At 34.9% G+C, this 19,126-nt stretch carries 15 protein-coding genes; 1 reads left to right on the forward strand and 14 read right to left on the reverse strand.

The window, feature by feature from the left end; genetic code table 11:
* Positions 1-3: 3 nt before the first annotated feature.
* The 8 genes from DFR57_RS03980 to lacZ form a co-directional block, all read right to left on the reverse strand.
* Positions 4-1,620: a family 43 glycosylhydrolase gene (locus tag DFR57_RS03980; RefSeq protein WP_211315340.1), complete on the reverse strand. Its 1,617-nt coding sequence runs from the start codon at positions 1,618-1,620 to the stop codon at positions 4-6.
* A gap of 177 nt (positions 1,621-1,797) precedes the next feature.
* Positions 1,798-2,400 carry a DUF624 domain-containing protein gene (locus DFR57_RS03985; protein WP_170132902.1) on the reverse strand — a complete coding sequence of 201 codons (603 nt, stop codon included), beginning with the start codon at positions 2,398-2,400 and terminating at the stop codon, positions 1,798-1,800.
* Positions 2,401-2,437: 37 nt separating this feature from the next.
* A complete protein-coding gene (locus DFR57_RS03990) occupies positions 2,438-3,451 on the reverse strand; it encodes a LacI family DNA-binding transcriptional regulator (RefSeq protein WP_114351871.1) in 1,014 nt (337 codons plus the stop codon).
* A 68-nt stretch (positions 3,452-3,519) separates the two neighbouring features.
* On the reverse strand, positions 3,520-4,365 hold the full coding sequence (locus DFR57_RS03995; protein ID WP_114351872.1) for a carbohydrate ABC transporter permease: 846 nt from the start codon (positions 4,363-4,365) through the stop codon (positions 3,520-3,522).
* A gap of 12 nt (positions 4,366-4,377) precedes the next feature.
* Positions 4,378-5,301: a carbohydrate ABC transporter permease gene (locus DFR57_RS04000; protein WP_114351873.1), complete on the reverse strand. Its 924-nt coding sequence runs from the start codon at positions 5,299-5,301 to the stop codon at positions 4,378-4,380.
* Between the two features lie 160 nt (positions 5,302-5,461).
* Positions 5,462-6,787: an extracellular solute-binding protein gene (locus DFR57_RS04005; protein ID WP_114351874.1), complete on the reverse strand. Its 1,326-nt coding sequence runs from the start codon at positions 6,785-6,787 to the stop codon at positions 5,462-5,464.
* Between the two features lie 663 nt (positions 6,788-7,450).
* Positions 7,451-7,633 (reverse strand): cold-shock protein, encoded by a 183-nt coding sequence (locus DFR57_RS04010; RefSeq protein WP_114351875.1) that lies wholly within the window; start codon positions 7,631-7,633, stop codon positions 7,451-7,453.
* Positions 7,634-7,691: 58 nt separating this feature from the next.
* Positions 7,692-10,814, reverse strand: coding sequence for a beta-galactosidase, LacZ type (gene lacZ, locus DFR57_RS04015; protein WP_114351876.1), 3,123 nt, complete (start codon positions 10,812-10,814; stop codon positions 7,692-7,694).
* A 139-nt stretch (positions 10,815-10,953) separates the two neighbouring features.
* Between lacZ and DFR57_RS04020 the strand changes: the two genes are divergently transcribed.
* Complete coding sequence (locus DFR57_RS04020) at positions 10,954-11,949, forward strand: LacI family DNA-binding transcriptional regulator (protein WP_114351877.1); 996 nt, start codon at positions 10,954-10,956, stop codon at positions 11,947-11,949.
* A gap of 82 nt (positions 11,950-12,031) precedes the next feature.
* On the opposite strand, the gene DFR57_RS04025 is transcribed toward DFR57_RS04020, so the two are convergent.
* The 6 genes from DFR57_RS04025 to DFR57_RS04050 all read right to left on the reverse strand — a co-directional run bounded on the left by DFR57_RS04025 (position 12,032) and on the right by DFR57_RS04050 (position 19,120).
* The gene (locus DFR57_RS04025; RefSeq protein WP_114351878.1) at positions 12,032-13,045 is read right to left on the reverse strand and encodes a Gfo/Idh/MocA family protein; all 1,014 of its coding nucleotides are present in this window, start codon (positions 13,043-13,045) and stop codon (positions 12,032-12,034) included.
* Between the two features lie 149 nt (positions 13,046-13,194).
* A complete protein-coding gene (locus DFR57_RS04030) occupies positions 13,195-13,968 on the reverse strand; it encodes a sugar phosphate isomerase/epimerase family protein (RefSeq protein ID WP_114351879.1) in 774 nt (257 codons plus the stop codon).
* Positions 13,969-13,986: 18 nt separating this feature from the next.
* On the reverse strand, positions 13,987-14,982 hold the full coding sequence (locus DFR57_RS04035) for a hydroxyacid dehydrogenase (RefSeq protein WP_114351880.1): 996 nt from the start codon (positions 14,980-14,982) through the stop codon (positions 13,987-13,989).
* Between the two features lie 86 nt (positions 14,983-15,068).
* Entirely contained in the window at positions 15,069-15,674 is a 606-nt protein-coding gene (locus tag DFR57_RS04040; protein WP_114351881.1) for a hypothetical protein, read from the reverse strand.
* 334 nt (positions 15,675-16,008) lie between these two features.
* The gene (locus tag DFR57_RS04045; protein ID WP_114351882.1) at positions 16,009-17,025 is read right to left on the reverse strand and encodes a dienelactone hydrolase family protein; all 1,017 of its coding nucleotides are present in this window, start codon (positions 17,023-17,025) and stop codon (positions 16,009-16,011) included.
* 481 nt (positions 17,026-17,506) lie between these two features.
* Positions 17,507-19,120, reverse strand: a complete 1,614-nt coding sequence (locus tag DFR57_RS04050) for a glycoside hydrolase family 43 protein (RefSeq protein WP_342768822.1) — start codon at positions 19,118-19,120, stop codon at positions 17,507-17,509.
* Positions 19,121-19,126 lie beyond the last annotated feature (6 nt).

The raw sequence follows: 19,126 nt of genomic DNA on the forward strand, positions 1-19,126 counted from the left end.
CATTTAAGATTGGGTGACTTTATTTTTTCGATAAAAAAGATAGCCAATTCCGAAAGCCACAGCTAGCACTAATACTATAATTAGGAACAAAACCGATGTTGATTCATTTTGGCTTTTCCTTTCGTCACTTTCTTCGTCTTGGGCTAATTCAGCTTCATCTATCTGATTGCTCACATTTTCATTGGAATTATCTGTTAACTTAGTTTCGGTTGTTGGAATAATTTCCTGACCTGGTTCTATATAAAAGGTAGCTTGCTCACGTTCTTCATCAGTTTCTATTGGTTGAAAGGTAAGCTTATCCTCGTTGGTCTTTGTTAAATACAATGCATCATCCTTATACATTTGAATGGAATAAGCATTTTCATTAGCTAAGCCAGGAACAATTCGAAATGTAGCGTCTTCATTAAATGCTTGTGTTCCATCATGCCGCTCGAGCACTAAATTATTTTTTCTGTTTACTAAGTATGCACCAGAATTTGATTCAGCTTGAAAAGAAACTGTATTGGAGTTTTCTTCTGCTAATCCACTTGTTTGATGCCATCTATAATCATAATTTAATTTTTCTGAGGTATCAAAAGTTAAAAATCCAGCCGAATTCTTTAATGCTTTTTTCTGGTCATTTTCTGGACGAATAAAATAGCTAGGTTCAGTTATACCAGAAGAAGTTGCTTTAAGTTTTGGAATTGTTCCATCTTCATTATAATACAAATTTTCAATCGCCACAGAACGATTAAATTCACCTCCATCAGGAAGAGATGCGGTATGATATATCATATACCAATCTTCTTTATATTCTATAATGGCTGGGTGACTGGTGGAACTGTTTGGAATTTCGTCCAATAGTTTCCCCTTATATTCCCAAGGGCCTTCAGGACTATCACTCATCGCATATGCTAATTCTTCTGGATAATTCATCGCAAAGCTTAAATAATATTTATCTTTATAACGATGTAACCATGGTCCTTCTGTATATGAACCAGACATATTTTCAATCTCTACTCGCTGCACCTCTCCATCAATTTCCACCATATTATTCTTTAGCTTTGCATAATAAAGATGTGTATTCCCCCAATAAATATATGCTTGATCGTTCTCATCTATAAATACCGTTGGATCGATATCGTCCCATGACTCCCCTTCCATTGCGGCAGGGTTTTCTGTCGCACTGGAAGCTATGAGAGGTTCTCCTAAAGCATCTTTAAATCCGGTAGCGGGATTATCTGATCTAGCTACACCAATAGCGTACCCAGGATCACTCGGGTCAGCATTCAATACTGTTACGTACCAATAAAACTTCCCATTTCTTTCGATTGCCTGAGAAGCCCATGCAGAATCATTTTTTGCCCAGGAGAATTCTGTCCGAGGAAGTGTGCCTTCTAACGTCCAATTTTCCATGTCAACAGAGGTGAAGACGTTCCATTCTTTTAACACAAAAAAATTATCCCGATTTGTTGCTTCGTCATGCCCTGTATACAAATAAACTTTATCTTCATGCACAAGTGCTGCTGGATCTGCGGTAAAGCGTTCTTTTATAATTGGATTGCTGGCATTTGTTTCTTCAGGAAATCCCATTATAACCACACCGACGATAAATAGTCCTATAGCTATGTATTTTTTCAAAAAATAAAACTCCTCTCTTGCGCGTTTTCCCTATGTTCTTTTATTATATTTTACACCTTCGTATAACTCAACAGATTGTGATGAAAACATGTTCGTACAGGAAACGCTAAACATTTTTGAGAAAAGTTTTAAAGTACAAAGAAAAGACTCTCAATCTCATTGAGAGTCCCAAAAAGTTTATGAATTTCGATTCGTTAATTTTTCTACTCCACTTTCCCAAACTTGTAAGTGAATAAAACTAAATAGACTGATCACGATAGCACTTACTGCTGGTAGCATAAAGATAACCACGAGCATCAAACTCGCAATTAATATTAAAAGCACTACTCGCGGTAGTAGAGTTAGAGATAAAGCAAAAGATTTTTTTATTAAATCGAGTCCCTTATCTTCCGACATGATAGCAGTTGGAAAGATAGCGACCATTAAAAATAAATATAGTAAGGTTGCAAATAACCAGATTAATTCTAAAAATAGTCGAAATCCACCAGACATCTGAAGAATAATCCATCCATTTAAAATTAAGATAAACGCAACGAACATAGATAATATTCCTATGAAAAAGTGTCGTTTAAAATTTCTTTTAAATAGCTGAAAAAAAGTTTTCCAAAAACCTATTTCAACACCTTCTGTTTTCCATGTCTTCATCACCATATATAGAGTGATGGTAGCAGGAAAAAGTGTAATAATAGGAAGTGAGGCGATTATCCATAGTAACTGAACCGTTACAAAAGCAGCAAATATATGTAACACCCGATAAAAAATAGGTTCAGATCGATTCATCATGACACCTCTATTTCAATATCTACTCGGAAAAACTTCATTTGATTTTACCAGATTCACGGATGATTAATTGTGGATCAACTAATACCTTTTTTTGTACATCATAACCATTAATTAAGTCATGCAAAAGATGTGCTGCTAATTGACCAATTTTGTTTTTATCCTGCATAACTGTTGCTAATGCTGGATCACTATAACGACATGCCTCAATATCGTCACAACCAATTACTTTTATATCCTCTGGTATCAAAAGACCTTTTTCTTTAATCGCTCTTATTACACCTAAAGCCATCATATCTGATGCAGCAAAAACCGCTTGTGGAACTTCTTTACCCTGTAATAATTCCATCATTTTTTCATAGCCACTATCTTCAAAATAATTCCCATGCTTCAACCATTCTTCTCGTAAATCCATGCCAAAGTCTTTCATTGAGTGAATGAAAGACTCCTTTCGAATATTGGATATTATTGAATTTTCTTGGCCACCAATAAAAGCGACTTTTTTCACACCATTTAAATAAAAATACTCAACAACTTCGCGAGAGATTTTTTTATTATTTGTTATCACATAGCTTGAGTTATTACCCGTTAAAGCCATATCAACTGCAACGGTTGGTACATCGCTTTGATCCAATTCATATACGGATTCTTCAATGTTTTCACCAGCTATAATTAGACAGCCATCCAGTTGGTAATGTAAGCTTCGTGCTACATAATTTTCTTTTCCCATATTAAATGCTTGATTGGAAAAAACTAAAATATCATACCCTAATAGGCCGATCGCATTCTTAAAATTATTAATAACTTGATTAAAAAAGGGGTGGTTAAATTCAACATGAACCTCCCCTGCATATATTAAGCCAATCATATTTGATTTTTTTGTTGCTAACGCCTTAGCGGAAAAACTAGGTTGATAACCTGTATCATCAATCACAGCTTTTACTTTATCAATCGTCTTTTGGCTGATGCTTCCCGTCTGATTAATAACCTTTGAAACGGTACCAGGTGAAACACCTGCCATCTTCGCAATTTCTCTTATAGTAAGTTTCATTTTTTATCCCTCTGTCTATTTTATCTAAGCAAGCTTTCTATATTAGTATACCATACACACTAATAGTTTTAGCTTTTAACAGCACCTTCTGTCAAGCTTGCAATAAACAAACGGTTAAGTAATAAGAAAATGATAATGAGTGGCACCGTTGCCCAGAAGGTTCCAGACATGATCATTCCGTTATCTCTCACGTAATTGTCAATGAGACCACGAAGTGCAACTTGAATCGTAAAGGATGATTCCTCGCGTAATACAACTAAAGGCCATAGGAAATCATTCCAAATGTACATAAATTTAATGATTGCTAACGTAGCAAATGCCGGGATAATAACTGGCACAGCAATGTTCCAATAAATTCTAAAGTTATTACATCCATCGATTTTTGCAGCATCTACCAATTCATCTGGAACGTTACTTGTAATATATTGACGCATCCAGAAAATCCCGAAAGCATCTATTAAACCTGGAAAGATGATTGCCTTCAAATCGTTTAACCAGTCTAGTTTTGTAATGATAATATACTGTGGGATTAGCCCTAATTGTGGCGGTATCATCATTGTTACCAATATAGCAACAAATAAAAAGTTTTTACCTTTAAAGTTAAACTTCGCAAAGGCATAACCTGCTAAAGAACATAAAAATAGCACACCTATCGTCGTAACAGTTGCTACTATAAATGAATTCCATATTGCTCCAAAAAACTCAATCGTATTGACAACATTGGTGAAATTCGTTACAAGTTCGTCTCCTGGCAAAAAGGCAGGTGGTACATTGTTTATCGCACTATTATGATTGGTCGCCATTACAAACATCCAATATAATGGAAAGATTGATAAAAATGCGCCAATCGATAAAATCAGATAGACAAACATTTTCGGAAAGCTAAAACGTAGCTGCTTCTGTTGATTTTCCATTCTGTTAACCTCCTAACGTCCAATCCTATTTGCAATCCAGACATTAATCGTAGAAATAATAATGATAATGATAAAGAGAATAATCGCAGCTGCTGAAGCTGGACCAAATGCAAGATTCGTAAATGCTTCACGGTATAAATATAAAACAACTGTTATTCCTTCTTCACGATACGAACGTCCAATAAAAATTAATGGTTCAGTAAATAGTTGCAAGGCGCCGATCGTTGACGTGAATACGGTCAAAATAATAATCGGTCGCAGCATTGGAATTGTAATATACTGAATTTTTTGTCTTACACTCGCTCCATCTATTACTGCTGCTTCATATAATTCATTTGGTATACCTTGAAGACCTGCTAGGTATATGATTGTGTTATACCCAACCCAACGCCAGAATACCATCGTAGATATGGCGACTTTTACTCCCCATTCAGATGTACCCCAACTAACCGGATCTGCGCCAAACCAGCCAACAATGATGTTAAATAATCCAAACTCTTGATTATTAAACATAATCCCAAATACAATAGCAACTGCTACTGTAGAAGTAACGTACGGCATAAATATAGATACTCTAAAAAAGCTCTTTAATTTAATTAAAGTCGAATTTAGGGCATACGCTAGGATTATTCCGATTAAAAGCTGTGGAAGTGTTCCGAGTATCCACATAATTAATGTATTTGATAACGATTTCCAAAATAAAGGATCCGTTAAAATCCACTCAAAATTTTGAAAACCGACATATTCCATTTCCCCTAGACCATTCCATTTTTGAAAGCCTAAATAAAAACTAAATAGAATCGGAAACAAGCCAAAAATAGCAAATAGAATAAAAAAAGGCGAGATGTATAAATAGCCTGTCAACGCTTCTTTTTTTTCTTCACTAAATCTACGCCGCCTAGGCGCTTTTAAATTAGCTGACTTTGAATCACTCATCTATTTCACTCCTCTCTATAAAAAGCAATATCTACAGTTGAATAAGTAAGGCTACAATAAAGATGTGTGCGATCACTCCTACCAATCGGTAAGAATGACCGCATTACAGCCTTAAAGAATAACTTTTTAAACTACGAAACTCTTATTCTAGGTTATTAAATTATTGTCTTTCTAATTGCGACTCAATACGCTCAACAGCGGCGTCCCACTCTTCTTGTGGATCTAAACCTTCAACTGCAACGTTTGTTAATGCAGTTACTAATTCATTATTTACTGTTGCATAATTCACACCCATATATACTGGTTGAACTGATTCAGCTGCTTCTGCAAAGATTCTTGCAGTTTCTGCACCACTAAAATATTCATCTGTTGTTGCAAGGAATTCCTCATCTTCATACACCTCTGGCGTAGATGGGAATAAACCATTATTGTGGAAAGATTTTAATTGGTTTTCTGGTGATACTAACCATTCAATAAATGCATACGCTTCTTCAGGATGCTCTGAATCAGCCGGTATTGTTAGGAATGATCCACCCCAGTTACCCGCACCTTCAGGAATGTTTGTTAAAGACCATTTCCCACTTGAATCAGGAGCATTGCCTTTCACATTTGCAATCATCCAAGCTGGTGCACCAATTAAAGTTGCATAGCTTCCTTCTTCCATTGCACTACCCCACTCAGGAGTCCATAGTGCATTTTGACCAACTAATCCTTCTTCGATCATCATTGTCGTGAAATCATATGCTTCTTTTACTGTATCTTCAATAATTAATTCATCTTCTTCGTTAAAGTATTGCTGTGGCAATTGATCACGTCTTGCATTAAACATTAATTCTGGGCTATCAGAAATAGGTTTTCCTGTTTTCTCTTTAATTTCTTTTGCAGCTTCATAATAAGCATCCCATGTATCAATTTCAGCTGATAACTCTTCAGGATCTGTTGGAAAACCTGCTTCTTCCATTACATCCGTACGATAAAACATTGTAGTTGGACCAATATCTGTTGGTAAACCTATTTGAAAGTCACCATCTACACTTGATGCTTGTTGCCATTTCCAATCTAGATATTTATCTTTAACATCTCCTGCACCTAAATCATTTAAGTTGTGGAATCTATCACTAGCTTCTAAAAATTTTGCTACCTGACTTACTTCTACCAATGAAATATCTGGCGCTCCGCTACCAGCAGAAATAGAAGTGAAAAGGTTGTTATGAACGTCTTCCATTTCGCCTTCGTTCAATGTTATTTTAACGTTTGGATTTTCTTCCATATATTCTTCAATTAATACATCATACCCTGTACTACCAAATAACCAAAAGTTAAGCTCTACTTCTTCTCCTGAAGCTTCACTTCCTTCTGCACTTTCTTCACCATTTTCAGATTCACTTGAATTTCCCTCTGATTCACCACTTGTATCATCATCATTACATGCAACTAGGAAACCAAATAATAAAATTACTGCTAACATCATCAACCACTTTTTCATAACTTTTACCCCCGTCAATTCAATTAGTATTTTTGAAACCAAAACCAAACTCTTCACCACAAAGGAAACCGGTTTCTCTTTTACCGTAAAAAATATGCGATTAATTTCACTGCAGTTAAAAGTAATCGCTTTCGTAAATGATTATATGCCGTAAATAGAAAAAATACAATACCTTTTTTATAGTTTTTAATAAATAAATTAATTTTATGAAGAAATCGATTTCTTTCGACAAATATTGTGATTACATTTAAAAATAAATATAAATACTGACATAACAAGCTTTTATCAGACAATATTGAACATGTTTTTCATACCCTTTATAGTATTTTTCTATTTTTTTACATAAGTTTTAAAAAATTTTTTAATCATATTGATTTCCTTAAAATATTGAATATTTTTTAGTAGAAAACAAAGAATATATTCAATCTATCTTATTTAAGTCGCAGTTCCAAGTGGATCAGAAACCAATTAAATAAGATTCATGATGACATTTCTAGTTTTAAAAGTATTCTTTCTAACTTTAAAGCGTCTTTTTTCGCTTTATTACTAACTAAGGTCATAGTGGGACTAAAACTTTACCAGCCTTTAATTCTGTTTATTTTAGAGAATATCTATAATACAAAAAGAGAGCAACCAAATTTGGCTGCTCTCTTCTAATTTGTATTATTTTATTTCTGGAATAACGCGTACTTCTCTTTTCATCTCTGATTTGCAAAGTGGGCACTTTGGTTCTTCATCAAAAGAGTAAGCTTCTCGCATCCAGCCTGCACAATCATCACTTACACACGACCAAACCTTTGTTTCTACTTCATTCACAGGTTCGCGCTGGTTATTGTAATAAGCCATGTAGGTGGCACTCCCTTTCTTGGGTAATACATTCTATTATACGCTTATTACAACCAAATTACAAAGAAACTTCTATATCTTTACAAAAGCCTTGTAAACGGAATTGATGTCTATAAATCTGATTAGCAAAAAGAGTATAATCCGGATGAGTATGTTGCCCCCATGAGTCGTCTCCACCTACACCCATCTGCTTATGGTTGACTCTTACTGTTATTTCTTTCGGTGCTGGTAATTTATAATGATGATCATACTTTTCAATTTCAAACGGTGAATATGGGAGTGCATTTACTTCTACTAAAGGTAAGCCGCTAACTCTCAGTCCTTCTCCGTTTTCATTTGAAATCTCAAACCATCTTACACCCATTTTATTACCGCTCTCTTGTGGGCATAGATAAGGTTCTAACTGTTCACTCACCTTACCTTGGTGAAGTGCTATTTTAGCGCCATCTTGACGATCCCAATATGTTTCATGTGGGCCTTTACCATACCATTTGATCGAATTAAAGTTTACTGGAAGTTCAAAACGCATACCGAATTCAGGAATTTCGTTGAGATTTTTTCCAGGTATTAATTTTTCATCGATGTCTATCACACCATCACCTGCGATCGTATAAGTTACCTCGCAGATGCTTACCGGTGATGTTGGTAAATGGTACACAGTATAAATTGATACGGATTCATCCGTGCTTTTCGCTTCACAATTGGTAAGAACTCTTGCTAAGCTTGCTTTTCTCCATGACTCACTACGAACATTTAGACCATTCCCACGATCATTATCCGTCATCGCTCTCCAGAAGTTTGGAACTAATGTATTTTTTAGTAATTCCTTACCATTCACTATATAAGAATCAAGCAAACCTGTTTCTCTATTTAACTGAAGTTCAAAGTTAGCTCCATTTACCACAAAGCTTTGATTTTGTTCGATAAGCTCCACTTTTTCTTCCGTTTCTCTTAAGGCAGGTGTACCAGGTACAACAAACTGTTCAAAAGCAATTTCATGATCAGGCTTTGCCCATTCAGGTTCTTCAATACAAACGACTGATAAGGTAAAGACTTGTTCTTTTAATTTAGAGAATTTCAGTTCCTTTAGGTCAACTTCAATTTGCTGACTTTCACCTGCTTTTGCATGTAAAACTTCCATACCAGAAGCTTGAATTTCTCCTTCTTCTTCAACCGTCCAAACAAGCTTATAGGCGTCTAATGCTGTGAAAAGGAATTTGTTATGAATGGTAAATTTTCCACTCATGCTATCAATTTCTTCAATTTTTATATTTGAATAACAAGCTTTTACCTCGAGTAGCTTTGGTGAAACTGTTCCATCGGCATATATTAAGCCATCTCCAGCAAAATTGCCGTCATGTGGAGATTCTCCAAAATCACCACCATAAGCTAGATAAGAAGTTCCATCTTCTGTTTGGGTGTGAAGCGCTTGGTCTTTCCAATCCCAGATAAATCCACCTTGTAAAATTGGATAGGCATCAAATAGATCTGTATATTTTTTTAGATTTCCTGTTGAATTACCCATAGAGTGACTATATTCACAAAGGATATACGGTTTTTTCTCTCCAGGTTGTTGCGCATAAAATTCAATGCCTTTTGGACTTATATACATTGTACTTTCCATATCAGATGCTTTTTCTGAAGCACGATAATGGAAAATCCCTTCATAGTGAACAAGTCTTGTTGGATCTACTTCTTTAAAGAAACGGTGCATTTCTAAGAAATTATCCCCACCAAAAGATTCATTCCCAAGAGACCAAATGATAATGGAAGCGTGATTTTTATCACGTTGATACATCGAATTACAGCGATCGATTAAATTAGAAGTCCACTCAGGTCTGCTCCCTGGAACTGTTTCTTCTAATTCCTTTTGACCGTAACTCCAAGAACCATGTGTTTCAAGATTTGTTTCATCAATAACGTATAATCCATACTGATCACATAAATCATACCAATAAGGATGATTTGGATAATGAGAGGTACGTACAGCATTAATGTTATATGCTTTCATTAATTTTACATCCGCAAGCATATCTGCCTTTGTAACAGCTCTGCCGTTATCCGCAGTAAATTCATGTCGATTGACACCTTTGAACACAATGCGCTTCCCGTTTAATTGCATCAAGCCATCCTTCATTTCGAATTGACGGAAACCAATTTTAGTCGTTCCGATTTCTATTAAAGAACCTTGCTCATTCACTATTTTAAATTCGATTGTATATAGATAAGGATTTTCAGCACTCCATTTTTCAGGATTATCAATATCAATTTTTTCTTTTACACTTATATGATTTTCATTAGCAAAATCTAGAGGATATGTTGATGTTTTTACTATTTTTTTATCCGCATCCATTAGGGTTGCTTCTAACTTCGCCCCAGAAATTGCTTTCTCATTGTAATTCACTACATCCGTTTGCATTTCAAGAACAGCATTTGTATAGGTGTCATCTAAATGTGTACGAATTTGATGATCAAAGACATGTAATTCTGGCATCGCATAAAGATAGACGTCACGGAAAATACCGCTCATTCTCCAGAAATCTTGATCCTCTAACCAACTTGCATCAGACCAGCGATAAACCTCAACAGCTAATTTATTTTCGCCATCTTTTAGATAGGGAGTTAAGTCAAATTCTGCTGGTGTAAATGTATCCTCACTATAGCCAACAAGTTCTCCGTTTAACCATACATAAAAGGCAGACTCCACCCCTTCAAAACGCACGATTAGCGGTAGATTGTCCCATTCCTTTGGCGTGTTAAAATGAGTAACATATTGTCCAACCGGATTATAATTAGTTGGGGCAAATGGTGGTTTAATATCGTCGTGTTCGATCCATGGATATCTTGTATTTACGTATTGCGGGTAGTCATACCCTTCTAATTGCCAATGCGCCGGAACATTAATCTTATCCCATTTACTATTATCGTAATCAACTTTATAAAAATCTTCTATTTTAGATGCAGGATTCTTAGAAAAATGAAAATTCCATTTCCCATTTAACATCTGAACGTATGGAGATTGTTCTTTTATATTAATGTGCGCATTTTTTTCATCTAAAAATGGCACAAGCTCAGCGTGAGCTGGCATACGGTTTAATGCAAATATCTCTGGATTGTTGTTCCATTCTGGATAACCATTCTTTGGTGCTTGATACACATACTTTTCTGACTTTTTAAACATTTACATCCTCCTCAATTTGGAAACGTATTCAATTTAACATTATCTCTCGACAAGTCTATGCACTTATATTATAATCATAAGTAAAATTAGTCAAGTTAAAGTTTACTTATTTTACTTAAATAGAATTGGGGTTTTTTACATGACTACCATTAAAGATATTGCAGAAAAAGCTGGTGTCTCAATAGCGACTGTATCTCGTGTGTTGAATTATGATCCAACTTTATCAGTTGGAGAAGATACAAAAAAAAGAATATTCGAATTAGCAGAGTCGATGGCTTATAAAAAAAGAGGACAAAGAAAAAAATTGAATCGAAGAATTGCTTTTATTAACTGGGTAACAGAAGAACAGGAACTTAGTGACCTATATTATATGGCGATAAGACACGGTGTGGAAGAAGCAGCAAAAAAAGAACATCTGCAATTAATTAAATATAATCTACAGAATGATTTCTCAGACTTAACAAACATAGATGGCATTATAGCTGTTGGACGTTTTAGTAAAAAACATCTTGATCAATTTAACTTGTTAACAGACCATCTTGTATTAATTGATACGGATTTTGAACATGTGAATTGCGATGCGGTTTTAGTTGATTTTAAAAAGGTAGTCAAAGACGCTATTTCTTTTTTTACTAAAAATGGTCATGAGCGAATTGGATACATTGGTGGCAAGGAAACATTACAAGGTAGTGTGGAACCAATGCAGGATATTCGAGAAAAGCATTTTAGAAATATTATGAAGGATTTAGGCCAACTGAAGGAAAAAGACATCATTACCTCTGGCTTTAACGTAAATTCTGGGTATGAATCGATGAAAAAATTCATTCAAACCTATCCAAGCAATTACCCAACTGCTTTTCTTAGTGCCAATGACCAAGTAGCTATTGGTGCTATCAAAGCTTTACATGAAGCTAATATAAAAATACCAGCTGACATTAGCATTATTGGGGTAAATGACATTAGTGTATCCCAATATATTTATCCTGCTTTAACCACAGTTAGAATTGAAAAAGAATTAATGGGAAAAGCAGCGATAGGTTTAATGTTAGAGCGTTTAAAAGATGATAGGCAAGTAGCGAAAAAAGTATATTTGGATACCACCTTGATTGTCAGGGATTCAACGATAGTCCGTTAACAGTCTTTATCATGCCTCATTTTAATGAATATAAACACAAAAACTGACGTGCCGTAAAACTCTTTAGCGCGTCAGTTTTTCGTTATAATATAATTTTTTTCCCTTTTTCAGCACTTTCAATTGCGCCAAATACCATCTGCATACTCTTAAAGTTATCTTTATAATTTGTTTCAGCAGGCCGTTTTTCTTCTAAAGCTTGAAACATTTCGTCTAAACAGCCAAAATGTCCTTCTTTTCCCATCCAGTAATTAGGATACGTTATTCTTTTCATTGGACTAAAAAAGTCCTTAGGTAGTGTTTCATCGATAACTTCTGCAGTAGGTTCATCTTCTCCATTCCAACAAACAGTACCAACTTCACCAATTATACGCCAATCACTTTCCCATGATGTAGGATAACCCTCGGCACTCCACGATCCTTTATAATGGAAAATGGAGCCATCGGACATTTCAAAGATACAAATTGCAGATGCATCTCCTTTAAACCAAGACCCTTTTGCATTATAACTATGACAGTACACGGAAATCGGATCAGCATTACTAATAAATCGCGCCTGATCAAACGTATGGATAGCCATATCTAAAATTAATGGATGCTCCATTGTTTCTCTGAAACCACCAAAATGTGGCCCAAGGAAAAAATCAGCATGTATTGAGCTTATCTGACCTATAATTCTATCATCTAGCATTTTTCTTAAGGTTCTAATTTGCTTTAAATATCTTCTGTTTTGCATCACATTATATACTTGATTATTTTCTTCAACAATATTCCATACATCTCTCGCATCTGCGATTGATTCAGCCATTGGTTTTTCACCAAATACATGACACCCTTCTTCTACAGCAGTACTTACGACCTTTTTGTGAGCAGCCGGGATGGTCACATCAAAAACTAAATTAGCATTTGTCTCTTTAATTGCTTTTTTTAAATCTGAAAAAATTGGAACTTTTAATTCTTTTTGTTTCGCTTTAGTTAAGGCTATTTCTTTATCTAGATCTACTAAAGCAACTATTTCTGCATTTTCCCGTACCTTGGCATAATCTATCCAAATATCTGCCATTGCACCGCAGCCTACTACAATAATTTTGTGCTTCATCTTAAGCTTCCTTTCGATTAAAATAATTAAAATTATTCTGTTATTATGGCGGAATCCCTGTAATACCTGCACTTCTAGATTCGAGCATAAGCAAAGAAGTTAAGCTAGAGATAAACGAGCGCTAACCTCATTTTAAGTTTGGCTAACAATCAATAGGAATCTCCCTCTATCATTTCTTTTAACTGGTGTAGCGTTTTGGCATCCTGATAGAATTGATTCACGTTATTATCTTTCACAAATTCCATCATCACATATCTATCTTTATGGTCTTTCATGATTTCCGTAAGATAATTCTGCCACTCTCTAGCACCAGCGCCTAATTCTAATCTTTTCTCTGGTGTCCAGTGAAAAACATGTACATTCGTTATCCAAGGCTTCACAACAGCAATACTACGTAAACGTTCCTCTACTGATAATCCTACAGCTGGTTGCCAATATAAAAAGACGTTGGCATGATTCACCTCTTGCATGAGCGCAGCAGCACTTTCTTTTGTATCCGTTAAAGTTCCTCCATGATACTCAAAATGAATACTGATTCCTGCTTTTTTTGCTTCTTCTCCAATTTTTTTCGCATCTTTTATTACATTTGATCGATAGGTTTTATCTGCTTCATCTGATCCTTTAACCCCAGCCCATACACGAATAGCTGGAGCCTTCAGTGCCTCGGCAGCCTGTAAGATTTCTTTAAAGGTAAAGTCATTTTCACTATGATCTCCAACACGATAATAGGATCCGTAAGAAGAAACTTTCATCCCTCTAGATTCTGTTAATTTATGTACTTCTTTTGCATTGGTTAAATCATTAGGAGGAACGTGCACATCTGCACCCCACTCAATCCCCTCTAATTCAGCCTGCATTGCTAAGTCTATCACTTGTTCAACAGATTTTTCTCGAAATGTAACGGAACATAATCCTAGTTTCATATTATTCTCCTTTCTATTTTAAGCCATTCGATCGAATTGATCTTTCGTGATTTGCCATTTTAACGGTTCCGCGTTCACATACCGCTTCAATTCTTCTAACATATAAGCTCCCATCCTCCCGCATTCTTCTCCTTCACTTCCTGCTAAATGAGGGGTAATTACCACATTATCCATTGTATAAAAAGGAGAATCTTCACTAGGAGGCTCTGGATCAGTCACATCTAACACAGCAGTAATATCAGTACGTTTTTTTAACACTTCAAGCATCTCTTTTTCTTTCACAATTGCACCGCGTGCTGTATTAATAAAACTAGCACCTTCTTTCATCATTTGAAAATGCTCTCCAGTAACCATACCAACTGTCTCTTGTAGAAGTGGGGTATGTAGCGAAACGACATCAGCTTGTTTAAAAATCTCTTCTAAACTACAAAGTCTTACTCCAAGCTTTTTAGCTTCTTCTTCTTTTACGAACGGGTCAAATACGAAAATATCCATATCAAAAGGGCGTAATAATTCCAGGGTGTGCCTACCCACTGTACTTAGTGAAATCAGACCAATTTTACTCCTAAAACCTCCTTTAATTTGGAATGGCTTCTGCGGAAAGGTCTTAGAATTTCTTATATTCCTAACAAATTGCCAACCGTTTTTTAAACAGAATAGAATTTGGGAGAGAGTGAATTCTGCAACCGGTAATCCATTTGCATGCACAGCTGTTGAAAACAGAATTCCTCTATCCCACGCCTCTTCAGTAGCATTATTTTTAATGGAACCTGCAGCATACAAAAATGCCTTTAAATTCGGTGCGGCATCTAACAATTCTTGATCTAGTTTTGGCCCACCCCAACCTGATAACATTACTTCTACCTCTTCTAATATCGATAAATTCTTTATTAATTCATTTTTAGTAATCGGTTCTTTTACTAAATCTACTTGTTGTTCTATTTCTTCTCTTATAAAAGACGGATACACTAAATCCCGGGTATCCTCATTCATTACGAGGATTGCTTTAGTCATAGGCACTCTCCTTTTTTAGTTGAATAATTTGTTGTATAAAAAAGAGCAAGGTACCTGTGAATAGCTACCCTGCTTTTTATAAGTTGTTATTGTTTTAAATCTTTGAAAAAAGTATCAATAAAATCTTTGTTTTCTGCCGTTGCAGGTACAAATAAAATCATATCTTCAAATGCCTCATAATCATCAAAAACATCAAAGTCATTTGCATTAACTGCATAGACTTCTCCTGTATCCAAATCATATGTCGTAGTGCCTTCCAATAAGCTTTCATCCATCACCGTATTTAATGGGACGATGCCTTCTTGTTCAAGTATATCTTTCGCAAAATCCTCATTACCTATAAAAACATCAATCATTCCAGTCGACATTTTCGCTACCAGCTTTTGCACTTGCTCATATGATTGATTTGCTAATGTACCACCCCGGTGAGAAATATTGTCTACCGCTACTTCATATTCCTCAAAATATTCTTCATTTATTTGGGTTTGAAACGGCTCTACTACCTCATAAGAGACAGCGCCCACAATTGTTACATTAAATTGGGGTTCATTTTCTTTTAATACTGCTGAAAGAATCGAACCAATCACAAATAATCCAAATATAATCCCCATTATATGAATTTTATAATACTCCCAGATATAATCTACTGCTTCTTTAAAATGCATTGTTTTAAGTGTTTCAATTAACTTCATTGGTACGAATGCTCCCCCTACTGTAACTATCTATAAGCTTATAAAAAGTATATCACAAAATAATAATAGTCGTTGTTATTTTAAAAACCTAATCATATTATCAAAGTCTCTAATACGATATATACCATAGCCATCTATATGCGTTTTCACCACTTAATTTGTTACAACTGAATTCTAAGTTGGAATCTTTAAATTGTAATTTGCAATTATAATTATTTTTGAATTAATAACACATATACAGATAACTTAATTCTATTTTACGTACGGATTCATATTTCTATCGAATTGAAGACTGATCATTTTTAAATTCTTTTAAAATAATGTTTTGATTTCTTTATACCTCCAATAATTTTAAGTGGAGCCAATCATAAGATTTTCGTCCACTTATTTCATGTTCTCCAGGAAAAATGTCTGTCCCGAACAATTCATTTCGATTTTCATAGCAAGGTTCAATTTGTTTGATTGCTTCTTTCACATGTTTCACAGGGAATAGAGGATCATTTTCTCCCGCTTCAATAAATAAAGCTCGTGGAGCAATTAATGAAATAATTTCAGGTAACTCTGCATAGCGCAAAATACCAGGAACATAATTATCAATGCAGTGATGCATTGCCATAATGCTTCCTTTAAAGGTATTAGTAAAGCCAGCGAGGACACTGACTTGTATCCGTTGATCTAATACCGCTGTATATGCTGTTATAACTCCACCACCAGAAAAACCCATCATTCCTATTTTATTAGACTTTACATCACCACAGGCTTCCATATAATCTAACACTTGTCTAGCTTCCCAAACTCGCAGCCCTGCTAGAGTTTTACCTTCTAACAGAAGGTTTGTAGCCATAGCCTCACAGGAGTTTTGTTTCCCCTCCCTTTTATCTCTTTCTAGTAACCTTTCTCCAAAACCTAAAACCTCTGGAACAAACACTTTCATTCCGCGCTTAACAAGCTGAACAGCAAAATTCTGATGAATTCCTGGTAATTCGGTATTTTCTTCACCAGTTTCAGTTATACCCACTGCCTCACCAACACCGTATCCATGCCCATGGATTGCTAGAACAGATGGATACTTATTCTCCCTCACTAAAGGTGTTAAAATATAGGTCTTGATCTCAATATCATCTGTAATTGGCAAATACACTAATTCCCTAATATAAGTATCAAATTTTTCTGTTTTCACTGTTTTAGGACGAATTGGAATTCGCATCTCATCTAAACAAGAAAAATCACCTAATAGAGTTTCAAGCTTTCTTTTTAGACTTAATTTTCTTTCTACAGGACCTGCGGCACGATCAGTATCCTCAATGGTTTTTTGGTAAAACTTTTCGAATAAATTATCTAACTTCTCCATGCTCTTCACTCCTCTTGAATCAAATAGAACTCCTTAAGATTTTGTAAGCGTTATAATTAGTACTTCTATTATATACGATTTAAAGCTTACGAACAGAGATAAGTATTAATGAATATAAATTTTTTCTGTTAAATTAGGTAACTATCAATAATTTTATCGTTTAAAAGAATACTTGAATTGTATGTTTTTAGTTTTACTTGATGAAATTACTAGATTCTAAAAAATTCCATTTAACAATAATTTAAACTGTTTCTGAATAAGAAAAAATTTTATTGTTTTTTGAATTTTTGTTACGATATGATTCGAACTTTACACTAATAGGAACGAGTTTATGTTTTAAAAAATAGCTTTGTTAAAACATTTCTATTGATCGTGACTTCATTTTTTACATAAGAAAACTCCGATGATTGTTTTGATATATAGTTTAATATTAAAAAGCATGAATTCATATTCTACCGAATTCATGCTCATTATCTTTTATCTACGATTCATACCTAAACCAATTATAATAAGCTTTTGATGTAGATTTCTTTCCATTACCAGTTGCGTATAAGCCAAAGTAAACTCCAGTGAAACCACCAGCAACTTCTTTTGACAACATTCCACAATCACCTGTGCCTAGAAGTCTAAAATCTAAATTATCGCTCTCTCTGTAGTAGAATGAGTAATTATTTTCATTCGCAGATATTCTAAGTTGCATACACTGACCGGAACACTCTATTTCCTTTTCTATAACTGAAACATCACTTAAGCTTTTGCGTAATATTAATTTTAAATTTTTGTTTATTTGTACCATTGCTATTTCATAATGAAAGCTCTCGTTCATTATTACGGTCATTCCTGCTTCTTCTAAATCATTTTCAGGTCGGAAGTTTAATTCTGTTGTAACAGCACATTCAAAGTGCTGCTGTCTCATTCCAATAAAAGATGGGCTATCAGTTTCATTCAAGGTAATATCTGAACCCTTCAGCACTAAATAACCCTTTTTTTCATTTAGACTGATATCCTTTTGATGCGGATTTCTTAAAAAATTCCATTTATTATTGAGGGTTGTTTCCGAAAAATCATCATAAAATAACACCGGACTAACTAATGTTTCAGCATTTGAAGGTGCGTTCATCTTTGTACTAATCACACCGTTATCCCCTATTATTGGCCAGCCTTCTGTGTCCCATTTCACTGGAGCTAAGAAAGTTTCACGACCTAAATGATGTTTCTGAGGATAACCAATTGGTCTAATTCCTAAAAAGACTGCCCACCAAGTCCCATCACCATATTGAATTAAATCCGCATGACCTGTGGCTTGTATCGGATGATCCAAACTTCTGTGAGTTAAAATAGGATTATATGGTGCAGACTCAAAAGGTCCAAATGGATTTTTGCTTCTTGCTATGGTAACCATATGGCCATATTCGGTACCCCCTTCTGAAATCATCAAGTAATACCAATTATTTATTTTATATAAGTGAGGCCCCTCAGGATGCGCCCCTCCTGTACCTGACCAAATAAATTTTCTTTCTTCAATAATATTGCCTGTTTCTAAATTTAATTTAGCTTGATATATTCCCGGTTCCTCTCCTCCCTCAGCATCGCTATTTCCTGTTATGTAAACATCTCCATTATCGTCAAAAAACAGAGAAGGGTCTATACCAGGCCACTCCTTTAACCAAATTGGATCGGACCAATCACCTTCAGGCTCCTCTGTCCAAACAATAAAATTACCTCCACCACTTACGTTCGTTGTAATTAGATAAAATTTTCCATCATGATATCGCAAAGTAGGCGCAAAAATTCCAAGTGAACTTCCAGCTTTTTCTAAGTTAATTTGACTTTTACGTGTTAAACAATGTCCAATCTGCATCCAATTCACTAAATCTTTACTTTTAAAGATAGGCACTCCTGGGAAATATTCAAAAGAGCTGGTAACCAAATAATACGTATCTTCCACTTTACATATACTTGGGTCTGGATAAAACCCACTTAAAATTGGGTTATTATACTTCAATTTAATCACCTCATCATTTATTAAAAAGCTAAAATATAAGAATACACGTAATAGAATGGCAGCTGTTCTATCACTCCGAACAACTGCCAAGATAAT

The organism is Saliterribacillus persicus (assembly GCF_003337485.1).
GTDB lineage: Bacteria > Bacillota > Bacilli > Bacillales > Amphibacillaceae > Saliterribacillus > Saliterribacillus persicus.

Excerpts from the sequence above, each read along its gene's own strand:
- DFR57_RS04025 (WP_114351878.1), bottom strand. The coding sequence starts at position 13,045 with ATGAAGCACAAAATTATTGTAGTAGGCTGCGGTGCAATGGCAGATATT.
- DFR57_RS04035 (WP_114351880.1), bottom strand. The coding sequence starts at position 14,982 with ATGACTAAAGCAATCCTCGTAATGAATGAGGATACCCGGGATTTAGTG.
- DFR57_RS03990 (WP_114351871.1), bottom strand. The coding sequence starts at position 3,451 with ATGAAACTTACTATAAGAGAAATTGCGAAGATGGCAGGTGTTTCACCT.
- DFR57_RS04045 (WP_114351882.1), bottom strand. The coding sequence starts at position 17,025 with ATGGAGAAGTTAGATAATTTATTCGAAAAGTTTTACCAAAAAACCATT.
- DFR57_RS04030 (WP_114351879.1), bottom strand. The coding sequence starts at position 13,968 with ATGAAACTAGGATTATGTTCCGTTACATTTCGAGAAAAATCTGTTGAA.
- lacZ (WP_114351876.1), bottom strand. The coding sequence starts at position 10,814 with ATGTTTAAAAAGTCAGAAAAGTATGTGTATCAAGCACCAAAGAATGGT.
- DFR57_RS04010 (WP_114351875.1), bottom strand. The coding sequence starts at position 7,633 with ATGGCTTATTACAATAACCAGCGCGAACCTGTGAATGAAGTAGAAACA.
- DFR57_RS04005 (WP_114351874.1), bottom strand. The coding sequence starts at position 6,787 with ATGAAAAAGTGGTTGATGATGTTAGCAGTAATTTTATTATTTGGTTTC.
- DFR57_RS04000 (WP_114351873.1), bottom strand. The coding sequence starts at position 5,301 with ATGAGTGATTCAAAGTCAGCTAATTTAAAAGCGCCTAGGCGGCGTAGA.
- DFR57_RS04040 (WP_114351881.1), bottom strand. The coding sequence starts at position 15,674 with ATGAAGTTAATTGAAACACTTAAAACAATGCATTTTAAAGAAGCAGTA.
- DFR57_RS03995 (WP_114351872.1), bottom strand. The coding sequence starts at position 4,365 with ATGGAAAATCAACAGAAGCAGCTACGTTTTAGCTTTCCGAAAATGTTT.
- DFR57_RS04020 (WP_114351877.1), top strand. The coding sequence starts at position 10,954 with ATGACTACCATTAAAGATATTGCAGAAAAAGCTGGTGTCTCAATAGCG.
- DFR57_RS03985 (WP_170132902.1), bottom strand. The coding sequence starts at position 2,400 with ATGAATCGATCTGAACCTATTTTTTATCGGGTGTTACATATATTTGCT.